The sequence below is a fragment of the Paenibacillus sp. BGI2013 genome (assembly GCF_002843485.1).
GTDB classification, from domain to species: domain Bacteria; phylum Bacillota; class Bacilli; order Paenibacillales; family Paenibacillaceae; genus Paenibacillus; species Paenibacillus amylolyticus.
The window spans coordinates 273,443-289,403 of record NZ_PJFA01000002.1; the positions used below are offsets into that span (position 1 = coordinate 273,443).

Sequence of the window (15,961 nt, forward strand, 5' to 3'; positions counted from 1 at the left end):
AAATGGATTACCACATTTTGAATTGAAACATGTAGTTTTAGCGAGGCTTGGTTATCGGGAAGAGAACATAACGAAAAAACACCGGTTTCTGGTTGAACTGCACCCCAATTGTTAGACACAACTACCAATTGGAGGTGCAGTTTTTTTATGACTAAATTCAGTTCAGATGAAAAAATACAAGCCGTTATGCGTTATGAAAAGGGATCAGAAAGCTTGAAAAGCATTGCAAAATCGAGCGGGCTTCACGATTCTGTCTTTTTAAACTGGATTAGACAATATGAGCATCATAGGGAAAAAGCTTTTTATAAAGGGCTATACATCATATCCTACACAGATTAAACTAGACGCCCTTCAACCAAAGAAAAAGGGGCGCCCATCCATGAAAAAAGGATATAAAGCACAGAAGGATCTGTAGAGGCTTTACAAGCAGAGGTAGAGCGTTTGAAAATGGAGAATGCTTATTTAAAAAAAAGTTGAATGCCTTAGTTCGAAACAAGGAAAACTCACCAAATAAGACAAAGCGCAAGTAGTCTATGAACTAAGGAACGAATTTTCGGTGAAAGCACTTCTACAACTAGCAGATATCCCTCGTAGCACGTATTATTACGTGGTAAAAGCATTTGGTACGGTAGACAAGAATTAGAGCTAAAAGACATGATACAAGCGATTTATGAGGAGCATAAGGGACGCTATGGTTATCGTCGTAATCGCGATGAGTTAATCAATCGTGGACACCATGTGAATCATAAAAAGGTACAGCGTTTGATGAAAGTATTGGGATTAAAGTATTTGGTACATATGAAGAAATATCGTTCGTATAAAGATTCGATTGGCAAGATTGCACCGAACCTATTAGAACGCAATTTCCGCGCTGAAAGGCCAAACGAGAAGTGGGTTAACGGACATTACAGAGTTTAAATTGTTCGGAGAAAAACTATATTTATCTCCCATACTTGATCTGTATAACGTAGAAATCATTACATATACGATTGGTTCAAGACCGGTCTACTCGCTTGTTTCCACGATGTTAGACCGACCATTTTGCAGTTTAACAAATGAAGATAAACTCCTTATTCATTCGGACCAAGCTGGCACTACTAGATGAGAACATATCGTCATACCCTTAAAGAAGTTGGCATCACGCAAGTATGTCCCGGAAAGGTAACTGTTACGATAACGCCGTCATGGAGAACTTCTTTGGCATCATTAATCCGAGTTCTTGTTTTTAAAGAAATTTGAAAATATCTCACATATTAAACAAGAGCTATCCAAATACATCGATTATTACATCAACAAACGCATCAAGGCAAAACTAAAAGGCATTAGTCCGGTACGGTACCGGACTAATGCCCAACAAGTTGTTTAACGTTATAATCTGTCTAACTTTACAGGGTCACTTCACCTGGTCCGGTGGTTTTTCGTTATGCTATGTCAAACAAAGCAGGCTCCAAAAAGGCTATTCATTAAAAATCGAAGTTGTCCGGATCAGGTCCAATGCATACATCTTCGTTCAGTGCGGCGCAAACTTCGGTAGTATTTCGAGGACTGTTACATCGAAGGTGATATCGATTTTATTCTTGGCTCGGCTACGGTGGTGTTTAAGGGCTACGAGATCGTTACGAAGCATCGCCTGACTGAAGCGGAGGATGCGGATGGACAAGTGAACTGCTGGATCGGCGCTCATGTGAAGCGGGAGGGATGGCACAACTGGAACAAGACAGATGCAGAGCAGACCGTTCAGTATGCGGAATATAACAGTGTCGGGCCTGGGGCGGGAAAAGCGACAACGAGAGTTTCATGGGCAAAAGTGCTGAGCGAACAGGAAGCCGCCGAATATGCGTTGCCGCTTATTTTGTCTGGTGAGGACGGGTGGCAGCCTTTTGGGGAGAGAGGGATTAATCGGCATTAAGCCAAGTATATTTACTTTGCGATATTTATAATGAAAGGTTGTCTTTCGAATCTCTTATGGACTTGGTGGATGGCCTTTTTTGTGGGCTTACATTAACAAAAACTGATACACGGGGTACTGGAACGATACTTGCCAAGGGGCCTTATCGCTGTAACGCCTCCAACGCGATTGTTCTACAGGCGTAACAGTAGACTCGGTGACGCTGGCCTAGATTGCTTCAACGTTAATGTAGGCGTTACAGGTTATAACGTCTTACATTGGCGCTCAGGTAACACTAGTTGTATTAATCGTAAAAATTTTTGTGGGAGAATTTGAATGTGGAACTGCTTAAAAGTAGTGCCGAAGATGGCATTTTCATAATGAGCAATGATTATACTACCGATCTATTTCTAGAGAGGGGACTCAAGAACGATTCATATAATAATGATTCCAAAATGGAAGTTAGATTTATAGAAGTGTATCTTTCACATCATGGTTTTTTTAAATTGGGGAAATTTGATGTTTAAGGCGTACAGATTTTTAAAGCGTGGCGAAAGTATCTTCCGCCAGATCCATTAGAAACGGTAGCGGAGGTATACCAGTACGTCCAAACTCATTAAGAGCAAAATCCGGAAGTTCGCATTATTGCCGATCATGATGATTATAATGTTGTTCAAGCGCTATACGCCATTATTGTTTTTCGAAAAATAATGGCTAGTAGAGGGATAAAAAGAAGGCGCTGAAATTAATCCAGTCAGTGCCTTCTTTCGAGTATTTACTGTTGTTCTAACTTCAACAAATTGTTCATTTCAATTTTGATTTGGTTTTTTTCATTCCCTTTAATCGTACCATCATCTTCTACCGTGTATGAACCTTGAACTGGATTTAACAGTGATGCCGGTGAATTTTCAAACGTCGCTAGGAACATAACGTAGTTTTCATTCGTTTTGAGTTCTTCAGAATCTTCTACCTTAAATGTATGTTCTTGATCCTCTCCCCCTACTTGTTTGACTTGAATGATTTCTTTTTCGGCTGCTTCCCCTTTATAGTTTTTTTGTACTTCAACATCATAGATCGTATATGGAATAGCGGGGCTGTCTGATATATCCCCACCTGGGTTTAATTTTTCATCATTAGGATCAGCAGGTTCTTCTGCGATATTTATAAGTTTAAAAGATGATTTTAAAATCTTTCCTTCAATAATTAAATCCGCCTGGTTAGCCAACTCATCAATGTTGTTGTAAGTTGGAAAAGAGGCATCCATCAGCACCACTTCTTTTTTTGCTGTTTCTGTTGCAGCGGATCCTTCTTTTGATGGCTCTGCTGTTCCACATCCGGCGAGTAACATTGCAGTGATACAAAATGCTGAAGCTACAGATGTAAAATTCTTCATGCTATCTTCCTCCCAATCCTTTTAAATTAGTAAGCAGTATTTACATCGTCAATATCATACTGCCTAGGGGTAGTGACTGTGTTAAAATCATTGCTATATTTCATAATAGACGCCTTAGTTGTATTCGGGTTATCTTTCAAGAAGAAGGAATGCCCAAATTCATGAACGGTCGCTCCTTTAACAAAATTGGAGAAATTAGTGGCGTCTCTGACAATTGTTCTTGAGTTTAATTGAATTGTGTATCTATACTTTGGGGAAAACCACTGTGAATTTAGGCCATACCAGGTATCTGGATAAGAAGCCGCTGTAATTGTGTTGGTTGATGAACTCAAGTATCCAATTGTAACTGGAGTAGGAGTACCGTTCCAAGCAATAATTCCTTCATTGATTGGTGTCTTCCAGGTATCATTCAGGTTATCTGGAGACTTTACGCTAATTCCTGCGTCTGGACTACCGGAGTTAGTAAGTTCTGCGCTTGTTGTAAGGTTAAAACTGAACATAAGTGGTACAGCGAGAGCTAATGTGATAATACCATTTTTTACGTAATTAACCTTCATTCATTATCACCTCATAGTTTTTTTATTCTTGCTTTTGTTTTCTGAGTGGTTTGGAAAATTATTCCACATATACTTAACGTCATACTTCAACAAAAGGTTGCGATCTACTAGAAAAAAAGGAATAATTTTGAAAATTTTAAACTAAACGAAAAAGTAGATGCTATTTTACTCTTTTAAATACACTAGCAGTCAAACAAAAACATCTTTCGGTTAAAGTGCAAGGAAAAGAATACAACTTCAATTATGAATTTGATCCAGTTCCGGATTATCACGAGCAAGATAGCCTTGGGTTTGGTGGTGTATACATTTATTTTTTTTGGAAAAAATTGAACCTCAGGGGATCTGTTGGCCGGTCTACCACCACATATGTGTGTGAATTCAATGTCACTTATAAATTTGACAATGCGAGAATGAATTTGTTGCGGATCAAATTGAAAGTTAAGCTGATTGATTATAGAGATTGAGGTTTCAGAATTTTAGAAGTGACAATGTCATCTGTTGAGAAACAAAAAACAGTGAAAAACCTCCAACTCTCGTACGTAACGAGAAGTCTGGAGGCTTTTCACTGTTTTATTTTACCTGCAAATCAGCACAGAATAACAGCAAGTCGATTCAATTTAGAAATCGAAGTTGTCCGGATCAGGTCCAACGCGTACATCTTCGTTCAGAGCACTGATCAGATCCATCTCTTCATTTGAAAGTTCAAAGTCGAAGATGGAGGAATTCTCGATAATCCGGTTTTCCTTGGTGGACTTCGGAATAGTAATGACTCCATTTTGCAGATCCCAACGCAGGATGACTTGTGCAACCGATTTGCCTTTGTCTGAAGCAATCGCCGTAAGCACTGGGTTGTCCAACAGTTGACCTTGCATTAGAGGAGACCAAGCTTCAAGCTGGATACCATGCTTCTCACAGAAAGCCTTAAGCTCAACCTGAGTCAGGCGAGGGTGGTATTCCACCTGATTGACCATCGGTTTCACTTTGGCATCCTGCATCAGGTCTTCGAGATGATGAATCTGGAAGTTGCTTACACCAATAGCTTTAATGCGACCAGCCGCGTACAGTTCCTCGATTGCTTTCCAGGCTGCTTTGTATTTGCCTGCCTTAGGCCAGTGAATCAGATACAGGTCCAGGTATTCCAGTCCCAGTTTGTTCAAGGTTGTATCAAAAGCCGCAAGTGTCTCTTCATATCCGAGGTCTGCATTCCATACTTTAGATGTAACAAACAGTTCTTCGCGTTTCAGGTTGTTTTCTTGCAAAGCTTCTGCAATCGCTTGACCAACACCGGCTTCATTGCCGTATATTGCAGCAGTATCAATGCTGCGGTATCCATGTTTAATCGCATTTTTCACGGCTTCAATCAGTTCAGATCCTTCTTCTACCTTAAATACCCCAAGTCCGAACCAAGGCATAGAAACACCGTTATGCAGAGTTACTGTGGATTGTAAATGTTGTGCGGTTTGAGCTGTTGTCATGAGATTTCCTCCTTAAAGTGTGTAAAAATCAGTCATATTAAGCTGAATTTTTGTTGTTTTATCATACAAAATTAAATCATAGTAGATCAAATTGGGTTCAACGTATTATAGTATAATAAAATACCATATGAAACCGGTTCCCCTCGAAGGCTGGAACTGATATATATATAAGAGTGAGACCTATGGTCGGATGGAAATTAGCACGAAGCTTTCTCCATTTCGACTGATGCATGTTGATCTTTGCTTTCCAGCATTTTAGCCCATGCGGTCAGGATTACAGCTACGAGAACCATCAAGGCTCCGACCCATGTCGTGTGAATCAAACCGATGGAATCATTGATCACTCCACCCAAATAGGCACCTATAGCGATCCCTGCATTAAATGCGGCGATGTTAAAGGCTGAGGCTACATCCTTGGCCTGTGGTGCATATCGTTCAGCCAAGGTTACAACGTACATCTGAAGACCAGGCACATTCATGAAAGCGAGCAGGCCCATACCCATAATGGTGAGCAGTGCTGCCAACTTAAACGGGACGGTGAAGTACATCACGCCGAGAATGATGGTCTGAATGATGAACATGTAGAAGAGCGCCTTGAGCGGGTTGCGATTGGCTGCTCTGCCGCCGATGATGTTGCCAACAGCAATGGCGATTCCGTACAACAACAGAATGAACGCTACTGTTTTCTCGGAATAACCGCTAATATCATGCAACAACGGGGACAGATACGTAAAGACAACAAATGTTCCTCCGTACCCAACAGCCGTGATGGCAAAAGCAAGCAGCAAGCGTCCACCTGTAACGAGCTTCAGCTGATCCCGAAATGCCGTCCGTGTTCCTCGCTTCAACGTGGATGGCAAGAGTATCAGGTTACCGATCATTGCAACGATGCCAACCACAACAATCAGGATAAAGGCAGCGCGCCAGCCCCAATGTTGACCAATGAGTGTACCGAGAGGTACACCGGTTACTGTGGCAATGGTTAGACCGGAGAACATGATGGCAATGGCACTCGCCCTACGGTTGGCAGGCACCAGATCAGCTGCAATCGTGGAGCCAATGGACATGAACACCCCGTGTGCCAGAGCGGACACTACTCGTGCAATGAGTAACATGGTGATGCCCGTCGATAGTGCAGCCATCGTGTTACCCGCAATGAAGACAATCATGATGGCAAGCAATAGCGTTTTGCGTGATATGGTAGACGTCAGTGAGGTCAGAACAGGAGCCCCAAAGGTAACGCCTAATGCATATAAAGTAACGGTCAGTCCCGCAGTAGTTACGGAAATGCCCAGGTCATCTGCAATGAGGGGCAGTAGCCCAACGCTGATAAACTCTGTGGTACCGATCGCGAATGCACTAATGGCCAGTGCCAGCAGTGCCCACGTGCTGCGTTTTGAATCTTGTAACATTTCTTGCTCAACTCCCCCGAATGTAGATTTACGTACCGGCAAATGCTATTATGAGTTATTCGGTATAGATTGAATAGTACGTACTTTTTAGTACCCTACGTACTTTTTGGTGCCTATACAGCATGCGACGGATGTAATTCAATTCATCAGGGAGGAAGCAAGTTATGGTTAGAAAAAAATATAACATCTCGGTTGAAGCTACCCTAGAAGTGATCGGTGGCAAGTGGAAATGCGTGATTCTCTGTCATCTGACACATGGAAAAAGACGAACCAGTGATCTTAAGCGTATTATGCCCGCAATTACACAAAAAATGTTAACACAGCAACTCAGAGAGCTTGAAAACGACGGAATCGTAAACCGAATCGTATATAATCAAGTCCCTCCCAAAGTAGAATACGAATTGAGTGATTACGGGAGAAGTCTTGAACCGATTCTCAATGCGCTCTGTAATTGGGGAGATCAACATATTGTGAAGGAATACGGAGACAAATCAGCAGTTCTGGAAGATAATGGACTCAATGATTTTAACTCTGACAATAGGGAGCTGGTGCAACCGTGAACTATGAGATTTTATACGATGGTGCTTTTGCGATGCTCAAGGTACATTTGCAGCGGGGAGAGCGGTTCAAGGCCGAAAGTGGTGCGATGGTATCTATGACTCCTACGGTTGAACTGAAGGGTTCAGCAGAAGGTGGGATGTTTGCCGGGTTCGGTCGGATGCTGAGCGGGGAGAAGTTTTTCTTTCAGGAACTGACGGCTGCGGGCGGATCGGCAGAGATTCTGCTCTCACCTTCAAGCATGGGCGATGTAGAAGCTGTTGAATTGGACGGTTCCTATTCACTCTATGTGCAGAAAGACGGATTTCTGGCAGGAACAGAGGGCATTCAGGTGAATACCAAAATGCAAAACCTGAAAAAAGGTCTCTTTTCGGGAGAAGGTTTCTTCATTATTGAGATCAGTGGACGTGGAACTGTATTTCTGTCTTCCTATGGTGCCATCCATGCGATTAATCTGGCAGCAGGTGAAGAAATGATCGTGGATAACGCCCATTTGGTGGCATGGCCTCATTATGTAGATTACCGTATTGAGAAAGCTTCACAGGGCTGGTTATCCAGTGTTACAAGTGGAGAAGGACTGGTATGTCGGTTCCGGGGAGAAGGAACCATTCTTATACAGAGCCGCAATCCGCAAGGATTCGGACAATGGGTGAAGCAGTTTATCCCTGCGCGCTAATTATTTTTTTGAGAAAGAACACACAGAGTTGCAACGGATATGTTTCCATCATCGTTATATGAATAATGGATTTACTTCATTGACTGACGGGTATATATTCTGTTGCATAAGGTCGCACATCATGGAGGTATGAGATGACAAGCTCACGGTATAAAAACGCACAAGAAAGTCCGGGATATCTGTTATGGCAGGTTACAGCCATGTGGCAAAAGGAAGTACGCAGGGTGCTGGAGCCCCTCGAACTGACACAACCTCAATTTGTATTATTGCACGCCTGTTTATGGCTCAATGAACACGATGAGGAAGGCAAGGGAGTGACTCAGGTTCAGATTGCTCAGTTTGCCAAGGTGGATGTTAACGTGACTTCTCAGGTTCTACGTGCGCTTGAAAAAAGGGGATTAATTACCCGCGCTCGTCATCAGACAGATACGCGTGCCAATATTATCACAACAACGGAAGAAGGAACCCGATTGGCTGTGGAGGGAATCCATCTGGTCGAGGAATCGGACAAGGCATTTTTCGAAACTTTGGATGAACGTAAGGGAGAGTATTTGGAGATCATGCAGGAGTTTCTTCGCCAAAAAACAGAGAGTTGATCCGTAATATATCTTTTTTTAATGTATTAAACTACAGAATGTAGTGGAACTGGAAAATTTTCTGATTATTAATAATTATAACACCTCTGTAAAATACAAATAGACCTCCTGACTTCATCTTGTCGGGAGGTCTATTTCGGTTGCTCAATCGATTCGATAGGATGCAAACGGCTCGCGGCGACGGAAAGAGTCACTGATCTGGTCCAGATCGGCCAACAGTTTATCGGGCAGTGACATGTCCAGACTAGCCAGATTATGTTCCAGCTGTTCGGTGCGTGTAGCCCCGACAATCACTGTGGATACAGCTGGACGTGTCAGCAGCCATGCGAGTGATAGCACACTCGGGGAGCAGCCATATGAGGCAGCTTTAGCACTCACTTGTTCACTCAGTTGGATATTATGCTCCAGCAGGAAACGGTTGAAGGACGGATCGGTGTCTGCTCTGGAACCAGAAGGCACACGGGTCTGTCCGTTATATTTACCGGTCAGAATACCACCTGCCAGCGGGAAATACGGGATAATGCCTACACCCTGATCGAGACACATCGGCACCAGTTCAAGCTCGGGTGTACGGTCTGCCAGAGAGTAGCTGGTTTGGGTGGAGATGTAGCGCACATAACCTTTCTGTTCACTGATGCCCAGAGCTTTCATCAGCTCCCAAGCTGCGTAGTTGGAGGCTCCGATGTAACGGACTTTGCCGGAAGTGACCATATCATCCAGTGTGCGCAGTGTCTCATCCAGCGGTGTATGCGGATCAAAAGTATGGATCTGGTACAGATCGACATAATCCGTTTGCAGGCGCCGCAGGCTATGTTCCAGCTCTTGTTGCAGATGGTAGCGGGAGGAACCCCGCCCATGAGGACCATCATGCCGGGGTAATCCGGCCTTGGTAGCAAGCACCGCGTTATCCCGTCGACCTGTGAGAGCCTGTCCAATAATGCGTTCCGATTCCGTGCCTGCGTAGATATTGGCGGTATCGATAAAGTTGATGCCCTGATCCATCGCTGCATGAATAATGCGGGTAGAAGCTGCTTCATTCGCGCGTTTGCCAAACGCATTGGTGCCGAGCCCCAGTGCCGACACACGCAAACCACTATTGCCCAAACGTCGATACTCCATCATTCATCGCTCCCTTTATGTACATCTTATAGAGGTAGTTCAAAAAGTCCACTTTTGATTACGAATGATGCCTGGTGGCATCATCAGCATCGAATATGAAATTCAGCCGAATAAGCATATGCTTACGAAGTATGTTTCCTTCGGAAACATTTTAGTTGCTCACGTAGTTTTCCCTACGCTCCGCTACTCCATTTCTAGCTTCATTCCATCTTCTCGGTACTGAAAATCAGACTTTTTGAACATGCATTTGTATAGCAGATTATAACGTAATCTATTGAAAACGTGTTATTAATATAGTTAAATGAATCTAAGAACCCGTTATTAAAGGAGATATGATGGAAAACAGTGCCGCACATTTAACAAGACGGAAGCCGAAGAAACCGAAGAAGAAATGGAAGAAGCCATTGATCATCACCCTAAGTGTGCTGCTTGTGTTGGGAGGACTCGGATTTATCTATCAAAAGCAACTCGTCGTGTTTGCCTTTAATTTGTTCGCTTCAGCTACGGTGAAGGAAGCCTTGGATGACTCCTTTGTACCAGCTGGTGATAAGGATGCCCCTGTTGTGGAACATACGGACCCGTTCTCGCTCTTGCTGCTAGGGATTGACCAACGCGATAACGAACCAAGCCGTTCGGATACCATCATCTATTCCGTTGTGCGTCCAGAAGACAATAAAGTGCTGCTGCTGTCCATTCCACGTGATTCCTATACCGAGATTGTCGGCCGGGATGTGAAGTCGAAGATCAACTCAGCATATGCCCACGGTGAAGCCAAGATGGCGATGGATACGGTGGAGAATTTGCTGGGGAACAAAGTGGATTTCTATGCCGCGATTAATTTTAACGGGCTCAAGGATATTGTTGATGCGGTGGGTGGCGTTGAACTGCCAATCAAGAAAAATATTGAGAACAAGCTCAAAATTCATGAGAAGCTGTTTGTTGAAGCGAATAAACCAATCTATAGCGGTGAAGAAGCGCTTGGATATGTGCGTTACCGGGAGGACTCTGATTTCAATCGGACGATGCGTCACCGGATTTTCCTAAGTGCCTTCATGAATCGTGCGCTGGAAGTCAAAAATTTGACCAAGATCCCGGACGTAATCCAGATTGCCGGATCGAATTTTACAACCAACATGACCTCGGACTTTATCGTGAAATTTGCCGAGTCCTTATATATGAAAGATAGCATACCAACGATCAGCAATTACATGCTGAAGGGTGAGGGTGCAACGCGCAGTGGCACATGGTACTACGATCTGTCTGAGGACGATCTGCAATATGTGCGTGGCATGATCGCCAGTTGGCTGGACCCAGATGCGACCGAGATAATTGAGCCCGAGTCAGCGGACCAATCGGAGACGAGTGATGCGGCATAAGCATCGATTCTTGTGCAAATGCTCATATGAATATAAGTCCGGCGAAGCAGTTGCTTCCCGGCTTTTTTGCGTTTGAGATCCTACGGATGAAATATTGCACAGATATATCTAATGTTTAAACCTCTTTTTATGGCATACATATAGTAAAATATAGGGAAAAGATTAAACATCAACCAACGGAGGAAGCTCATGAAGGAGTTTAAGGATCGGCTTCAACAGGTTCAGGAGCAACAAAAGCAACTGGCGAAGGAGTATCACGCCTTGCTCCAGGAATACCAGTCCGATGACCTGATCGTTCAGAATGAACAGTTACAGGAACAGTATGAAGCCCACAAGCTCAAGCTGCAACAGCTCGAACTTCGCTCACGCAAGATGGAAGAAGAGAATGCACGTCTTCGCATGGCGTTATCGGAACAGATGCTGGATGAGAAGCTGAATCTGATCCGGGTATCGCGGGAGAAGATGGAGACCTATTTTCAAGGGAAAACAGCGGTACATAATGATCGAATTGCATTCCATGAACATCGAACGAAATCCAATCTAAACGCGCTGTACAACCAGGCCGCACAGGAGTTGCAAGAGGATTCCCACGAGGTGAAGGAGAGGATTGCTTACCTTGCGGCAGAGGTGAATGAGCGCATTGAATCGCACAGACGAGCCGTACGGGATAGAGAAGAGGCTCTGCGTGGGCACATGGAACATGGATATGGGCATATGGCGGAGGAAGGGTTGAGCGAAGAGACTATTCAACGCCGGATTAAGCAGAATCGCATGGAGATGAAGATTGGACTCAGCTGGATCAACAAAGTAGCCATCTTGCTCCTCATTCTGGGGGTTGGAGCAGCGTTTCAGTACTCGTACTCGACCTGGTTTAATGACGAGATGAAGAGCGGAGCCTTTTTCCTGCTTGGTGCTCTGATGCTCGCCGGAGGAGAGTGGCTGTTCCGCCGCAAAAGGCAGACGTTTGCGTCGGGGCTGCTCGGCGGTGGGATATCCGTGTTGTTTGGCTCCGTCTTCTATAGTTACTTTTTACTGCATATTATCGGATTATATACGGGACTTGCCCTGTCTGTATTGGTATCGGCAATCTCCGTATTGTTGTCCTTGAGATACCAGTCGAAGACCATCTGTTCACTAGGTTTGGTGGGCGGATATCTTCCGCTATTCTCCTACATGTTCTCGTTCGGGCTTGAGGGCCCTGCTGTCTATGTAGCCATGATCTATCTGCTGCTCTTAAACGGCATTATTGTGTTCATTTCGTTTGGCAAACGGTGGCCGGTGGTGCACTATATCAGTTTCCTGTTCAATACACCATCCATGCTCATCCTATTATGGCTGTCGCCAAGTGAGAAGATTGGCATGTTGTATTCCATTGTGACGTTTGCATTATATCTGGGCATTACGCTGGCATATCCGTTCAAACACCGAATGAAGTTAACCTGGTGGGATTTCGCTCTACTCGCCATGAATACGAGCATTAGTTGTCTGATGTTATACGTATTATTTGATGTGGCGGGTTGGAATGATGCTCAGGGCTTGCTGGCGTTGATCTTCTGCGTGGTGTATCTGGGCCTCGCACGATTCGTCCAGCGCCATATGGCTCAGGAGAAACAGACGATATTACTCTTCTATGTCACTTCCCTGACCTTTGCCATTCTGATTATTCCGTTCCAATTCGGGGCCAAGTGGTTATCGATGGGCTGGTTAATCGAAGGGGTTCTGTTGGTTGCGCTCGGACATATGAAACGGCTCAAGTCGGTGGAACGTGCCGGATGGGGTATCGTGCTTCTATGTCTAATCACTTTTGTGTACTACGATCTGCTGGCGCTATTCTTCATCGGGGAACGTTCTTACTTCATGTTAAAGTACTCCAGCATCACGCTGGGAACTGTGCTTATTACACTGTATTATGCCTGGGCAGTTCACAGCAATTCATCTTCCAGAGAGAGATTTAATTACAGCCCGCTGGAGCTGGGTTTTCTGAACGGATTCAAGTATGTGACACTTGGGAATCTGTGGTTATATGTGCTGTATGAGTCGAATGAATTGTATACCAGAGCTGTCGATGGGACGTTCCTGTTATACATGTTCTACAAGTTGCTCATGTTCGCAGCGCTCACCATTGCATTGGCCTATGGACTGAACAAGGTGAAGCTGCTGCGTGATCGATACGTGCAGGTGTATACCACTTTCTTGCATGCTATTGGCTGCTGTATTGCACTGGCCGTAACCTTAACCATGCCAGCGCTTCAGCCGGAAGTTCAACAGCATACAGCGGCAGAGATTGTTGGTTTGCTGGTGTTAATTATCTTTAACGTAGGGGTATTCTTTGCAGGAAGGGATCTGCTGATTGCAGGCATCCGCGGGCAGTTCAAGAGCATTGAATGGTACCCGGTTATCGCAGGGGTGTATCTGCTCGGTGTCATCACCGTATTCCTGACGATTCAGTTCCAGTGGGGTGATGTGGGGCTGATGTTCAGCCTGATCTATCTGCTGCTGGCGATTCTCTATATTGCCTATGGATTCCGTAGAAAATATGTCATGATTCGGCGCCTCGGCCTTGGCCTAACGTTGTTCGCTACGGGGAAGATGGTGTTCTATGATGTGGGGATGCTTACCTCGGGTAGCAAAATCTTTGCCTATTTCAGCTTCGGCGTACTATTGCTGGGGATCTCTTACCTATATCAGAAGGTGTCCAGCCGGATGGAGGAAGTACAGTCCAGAGAGACAGCGAAGCCTGACGACGAGCCGACTGTACCGGAGGAAGAAGTAGATTGATTTGGGTTTTGAACGATTGTATGTACCTTTGCGATTATCGGAGGAGGGATTCTTGAAATGGGATTCGACCTGAAAATTATGCTATGGCAACTGTTATGGATTGCTGGCCCTGTAGCTCTTATCGTGTATGCGTGGAGGAAATTCGGTGTGAGAAAGAAGCGACAATGACGTGAGTGCGGATGGTGGTAGTGTTCACTGTCGACTTCACTTTGCTTTGGGAAATAAGTCGTGTAATATAGATTTTTTGGATTAAAATGAGGCTCCGGGCTGCTGTGACCAGCAATCTGGGGCCTTATTGATGTGAGTCTATGGCTTAGCCTAATATGACATTCGTGAAACGTTTTGCGCGGAGATCACGTTATAATAGAGTAGACTTAGGGCTGGATCTTCATTTGTAACCATGAGTTTTCGGCAGCCGAGGTGCCTTTCAGTGATTCTCCGCCATCATCATTCATACGGGAGAGCACGGTTAATGTCATGGACAGGGCAAAGGCGAGCAATACGTATATGAAAATATTTTTTTTGTTCATTAGAAGGTACCTCTCTTGTTGAATGAGCTAAAGTAGACATCCGGCCGTCATGAGAAAAAAAGCACAACGTCTGGTATAGTAGAGTGAGTAGAACCGAACATAAATCGTTCCTGTGTACCACTATATTGAACTATAGCGGTGCAAACAATGGAACAAATCTGATGATCTTATCATTATTGTTGAAGATATGTTTATAGAGATCGAGTGAGTGATCATTGAAGGTGGGAGAATAACATGCGGGAGACGGCAAAAATCGTCATTCGTACGCCAGGACAGGAAAGTGACGGCTCATTTGCTTATGTAAGCCAGGGTCGCTCCATTACGGTGGGACGTTACACAGGTGGCAGTGAATTGGACTTGTCTGTTTATAATCAGATGATATCGAAGCGGCATTGCCGCATTCATTATGATGTACAGCAACAGTTATGGATCGAGGATCTGGATAGCAAAAATGGAACGGAACTGAACGGGCAGCGCCTCATTCCCTATGAGAAATATCCGTTTGGCGAGGGAGACAGCCTGACGTTGGTCAACGGCCTGATCCAGCTTCGCGCTGAAGGGGATCTTGGAGAGACAAGGGAATATCGTGTGTCGGATCTGCTGGGTGAGGGCGTACGTTTACTGGATCACCTGCAAACCGTACAGATCGGCGAAGTGGAGATTCCGCTGTCCAAGAAGGAGTACCAGCTGTTCAAGTTGCTGTATAGTCAACTGGACCACTTTGTGACAAGGGAACAGATTGTGGCTCAGGTGTGGCCAGAGCGTAGTATGCTGGAGAGTGAAGCGGTAGGGATCGACGAGATTAATTCGCTAATCTATCGGACGAATCGCAAGCTGGGTGTACATTTTACCATCAAGTCCGTTTATAAAAAGGGTGTATATATGAAGTCTCATGTGCCGGAATGAATGAGTGATAACAAAGGGATGAGTTCATGTTCATCATTTACCTGATTCCATGGCTGATTGCTGTGGTGACATTGATATGTGTCATATCTATCGTACTTGTTAGTTGGAAAAACGGGATTTCCCCGATGCCCACATCCAGTCGTGTAAGACAGGTGGTTATACAGGAAGTAAACCGCATTCCAGGGTACGGGGATGTGCTCGAAGCCGGTTCCGGATGGGGTACATTGGGACTGGATGTTGTAAGGCATTGCCCTGGCAAAAGGCTGACCGGGATTGAGAATTCGAGAATTCCCTTATGGTCTTCCCAAATAATTGCCTATCTCAGTGTTCGCTTACGTCGAGCCAAGGGAAACAAGCACTCTCTCAAGGGCAGGCTGCGCTTCATGCGCGGAGACATCTACACCAGTTCCTATGAACATGCAGATTGTGTGATTTGTTATCTGTTCCCGGGAGCCATGACCCGGCTTCTGGACAAGTTCAGTCGAGAGCTTCCGCCGGGTGCCAAGGTGATTAGTGTCTGTTTTGCGCTGCCAGGAAAAGAACCGCTACGTACCATTACATGCCGGGATGCCTTGCGCACCAAGGTGTATGTGTATTCCTTTTAAAGAAAAGAACAGGAAAGTGATCACCAGTTTTTTGCTCAGCTGGAGTGCTGTAAATCTTCTGCCATAACGTTAATGGATGAAAGAGTGTGCTC

At 44.7% G+C, this 15,961-nt stretch carries 15 protein-coding genes and 1 pseudogene; 10 read left to right on the plus strand and 6 right to left on the minus strand.

Annotated features, from left to right (window positions below; genetic code table 11):
- Positions 1-147: 147 nt before the first annotated feature.
- The 3 genes and pseudogenes from CXK86_RS05065 (at position 148) to CXK86_RS32415 (ending at position 2,415) form a co-directional block, all read left to right on the plus strand.
- Positions 148-1,366, plus strand: a pseudogene (locus CXK86_RS05065) (IS3 family transposase).
- A 228-nt stretch (positions 1,367-1,594) separates the two neighbouring features.
- Positions 1,595-1,909, plus strand: a complete 315-nt coding sequence (locus CXK86_RS05070; protein WP_245838418.1) for a pectinesterase family protein — start codon at positions 1,595-1,597, stop codon at positions 1,907-1,909.
- Between the two features lie 317 nt (positions 1,910-2,226).
- On the plus strand, positions 2,227-2,415 hold the full coding sequence (locus CXK86_RS32415; protein ID WP_076251941.1) for a hypothetical protein: 189 nt from the start codon (positions 2,227-2,229) through the stop codon (positions 2,413-2,415).
- 248 nt (positions 2,416-2,663) lie between these two features.
- On the opposite strand, the gene CXK86_RS05080 is transcribed toward CXK86_RS32415, so the two are convergent.
- The 4 genes from CXK86_RS05080 to CXK86_RS05100 all read right to left on the minus strand — a co-directional run bounded on the left by CXK86_RS05080 (position 2,664) and on the right by CXK86_RS05100 (position 6,725).
- Positions 2,664-3,281, minus strand: a complete 618-nt coding sequence (locus CXK86_RS05080) for a hypothetical protein (RefSeq protein ID WP_036612205.1) — start codon at positions 3,279-3,281, stop codon at positions 2,664-2,666.
- A gap of 26 nt (positions 3,282-3,307) precedes the next feature.
- Positions 3,308-3,838, minus strand: coding sequence for a hypothetical protein (locus CXK86_RS05085; protein WP_051447254.1), 531 nt, complete (start codon positions 3,836-3,838; stop codon positions 3,308-3,310).
- 617 nt (positions 3,839-4,455) lie between these two features.
- The gene (locus CXK86_RS05095; protein WP_076251938.1) at positions 4,456-5,313 is read right to left on the minus strand and encodes an aldo/keto reductase; all 858 of its coding nucleotides are present in this window, start codon (positions 5,311-5,313) and stop codon (positions 4,456-4,458) included.
- Between the two features lie 197 nt (positions 5,314-5,510).
- Complete coding sequence (locus CXK86_RS05100) at positions 5,511-6,725, minus strand: MFS transporter (RefSeq protein WP_076251936.1); 1,215 nt, start codon at positions 6,723-6,725, stop codon at positions 5,511-5,513.
- 164 nt (positions 6,726-6,889) lie between these two features.
- Between CXK86_RS05100 and CXK86_RS05105 the strand changes: the two genes are divergently transcribed.
- The 3 genes from CXK86_RS05105 to CXK86_RS05115 all read left to right on the plus strand — a co-directional run bounded on the left by CXK86_RS05105 (position 6,890) and on the right by CXK86_RS05115 (position 8,555).
- Positions 6,890-7,285, plus strand: coding sequence for a winged helix-turn-helix transcriptional regulator (locus CXK86_RS05105; RefSeq protein ID WP_017691613.1), 396 nt, complete (start codon positions 6,890-6,892; stop codon positions 7,283-7,285).
- Positions 7,282-7,959: a TIGR00266 family protein gene (locus CXK86_RS05110; RefSeq protein ID WP_017691614.1), complete on the plus strand. Its 678-nt coding sequence runs from the start codon at positions 7,282-7,284 to the stop codon at positions 7,957-7,959. The genes CXK86_RS05105 and CXK86_RS05110 overlap by 4 nt, the downstream gene beginning before the upstream one ends.
- Positions 7,960-8,093: 134 nt before the next feature.
- Entirely contained in the window at positions 8,094-8,555 is a 462-nt protein-coding gene (locus CXK86_RS05115) for a MarR family winged helix-turn-helix transcriptional regulator (protein ID WP_036612197.1), read from the plus strand.
- 144 nt (positions 8,556-8,699) lie between these two features.
- Here CXK86_RS05115 and CXK86_RS05120 read toward each other — a convergent pair whose 3' ends face one another.
- Positions 8,700-9,674, minus strand: coding sequence for an aldo/keto reductase (locus tag CXK86_RS05120; protein ID WP_076251934.1), 975 nt, complete (start codon positions 9,672-9,674; stop codon positions 8,700-8,702).
- 335 nt (positions 9,675-10,009) lie between these two features.
- On the opposite strand from CXK86_RS05120, the gene CXK86_RS05125 reads away from it, so the two are divergent.
- Both CXK86_RS05125 and CXK86_RS05130 read left to right on the plus strand, forming a co-directional pair.
- On the plus strand, positions 10,010-11,050 hold the full coding sequence (locus CXK86_RS05125; RefSeq protein ID WP_076251932.1) for an LCP family protein: 1,041 nt from the start codon (positions 10,010-10,012) through the stop codon (positions 11,048-11,050).
- A gap of 189 nt (positions 11,051-11,239) precedes the next feature.
- Complete coding sequence (locus CXK86_RS05130) at positions 11,240-13,828, plus strand: DUF2339 domain-containing protein (RefSeq protein WP_101313497.1); 2,589 nt, start codon at positions 11,240-11,242, stop codon at positions 13,826-13,828.
- Positions 13,829-14,202: 374 nt separating this feature from the next.
- On the opposite strand, the gene CXK86_RS31980 is transcribed toward CXK86_RS05130, so the two are convergent.
- Positions 14,203-14,358 (minus strand): hypothetical protein, encoded by a 156-nt coding sequence (locus CXK86_RS31980; protein ID WP_156946129.1) that lies wholly within the window; start codon positions 14,356-14,358, stop codon positions 14,203-14,205.
- A gap of 234 nt (positions 14,359-14,592) precedes the next feature.
- Between CXK86_RS31980 and CXK86_RS05135 the strand changes: the two genes are divergently transcribed.
- Together CXK86_RS05135 and CXK86_RS05140 are read left to right on the plus strand one after the other, a co-directional pair.
- On the plus strand, positions 14,593-15,264 hold the full coding sequence (locus tag CXK86_RS05135; RefSeq protein WP_036612185.1) for an FHA domain-containing protein: 672 nt from the start codon (positions 14,593-14,595) through the stop codon (positions 15,262-15,264).
- 26 nt (positions 15,265-15,290) lie between these two features.
- Positions 15,291-15,869: a class I SAM-dependent methyltransferase gene (locus CXK86_RS05140; protein WP_036671660.1), complete on the plus strand. Its 579-nt coding sequence runs from the start codon at positions 15,291-15,293 to the stop codon at positions 15,867-15,869.
- Positions 15,870-15,961: the final 92 nt, after the last annotated feature.

Bases quoted from the DNA above. Each gene is read 5' to 3' on its own strand.
- CXK86_RS05130 (WP_101313497.1), top strand. From the start codon at position 11,240: ATGAAGGAGTTTAAGGATCGGCTTCAACAGGTTCAGGAGCAACAAAAG.
- CXK86_RS05100 (WP_076251936.1), bottom strand. From the start codon at position 6,725: ATGTTACAAGATTCAAAACGCAGCACGTGGGCACTGCTGGCACTGGCC.
- CXK86_RS05120 (WP_076251934.1), bottom strand. From the start codon at position 9,674: ATGGAGTATCGACGTTTGGGCAATAGTGGTTTGCGTGTGTCGGCACTG.
- CXK86_RS31980 (WP_156946129.1), bottom strand. From the start codon at position 14,358: ATGAACAAAAAAAATATTTTCATATACGTATTGCTCGCCTTTGCCCTG.
- CXK86_RS05105 (WP_017691613.1), top strand. From the start codon at position 6,890: ATGGTTAGAAAAAAATATAACATCTCGGTTGAAGCTACCCTAGAAGTG.
- CXK86_RS05135 (WP_036612185.1), top strand. From the start codon at position 14,593: ATGCGGGAGACGGCAAAAATCGTCATTCGTACGCCAGGACAGGAAAGT.
- CXK86_RS05125 (WP_076251932.1), top strand. From the start codon at position 10,010: ATGGAAAACAGTGCCGCACATTTAACAAGACGGAAGCCGAAGAAACCG.
- CXK86_RS05080 (WP_036612205.1), bottom strand. From the start codon at position 3,281: ATGAAGAATTTTACATCTGTAGCTTCAGCATTTTGTATCACTGCAATG.
- CXK86_RS05115 (WP_036612197.1), top strand. From the start codon at position 8,094: ATGACAAGCTCACGGTATAAAAACGCACAAGAAAGTCCGGGATATCTG.
- CXK86_RS05140 (WP_036671660.1), top strand. From the start codon at position 15,291: ATGTTCATCATTTACCTGATTCCATGGCTGATTGCTGTGGTGACATTG.
- CXK86_RS05095 (WP_076251938.1), bottom strand. From the start codon at position 5,313: ATGACAACAGCTCAAACCGCACAACATTTACAATCCACAGTAACTCTG.
- CXK86_RS05085 (WP_051447254.1), bottom strand. From the start codon at position 3,838: ATGAAGGTTAATTACGTAAAAAATGGTATTATCACATTAGCTCTCGCT.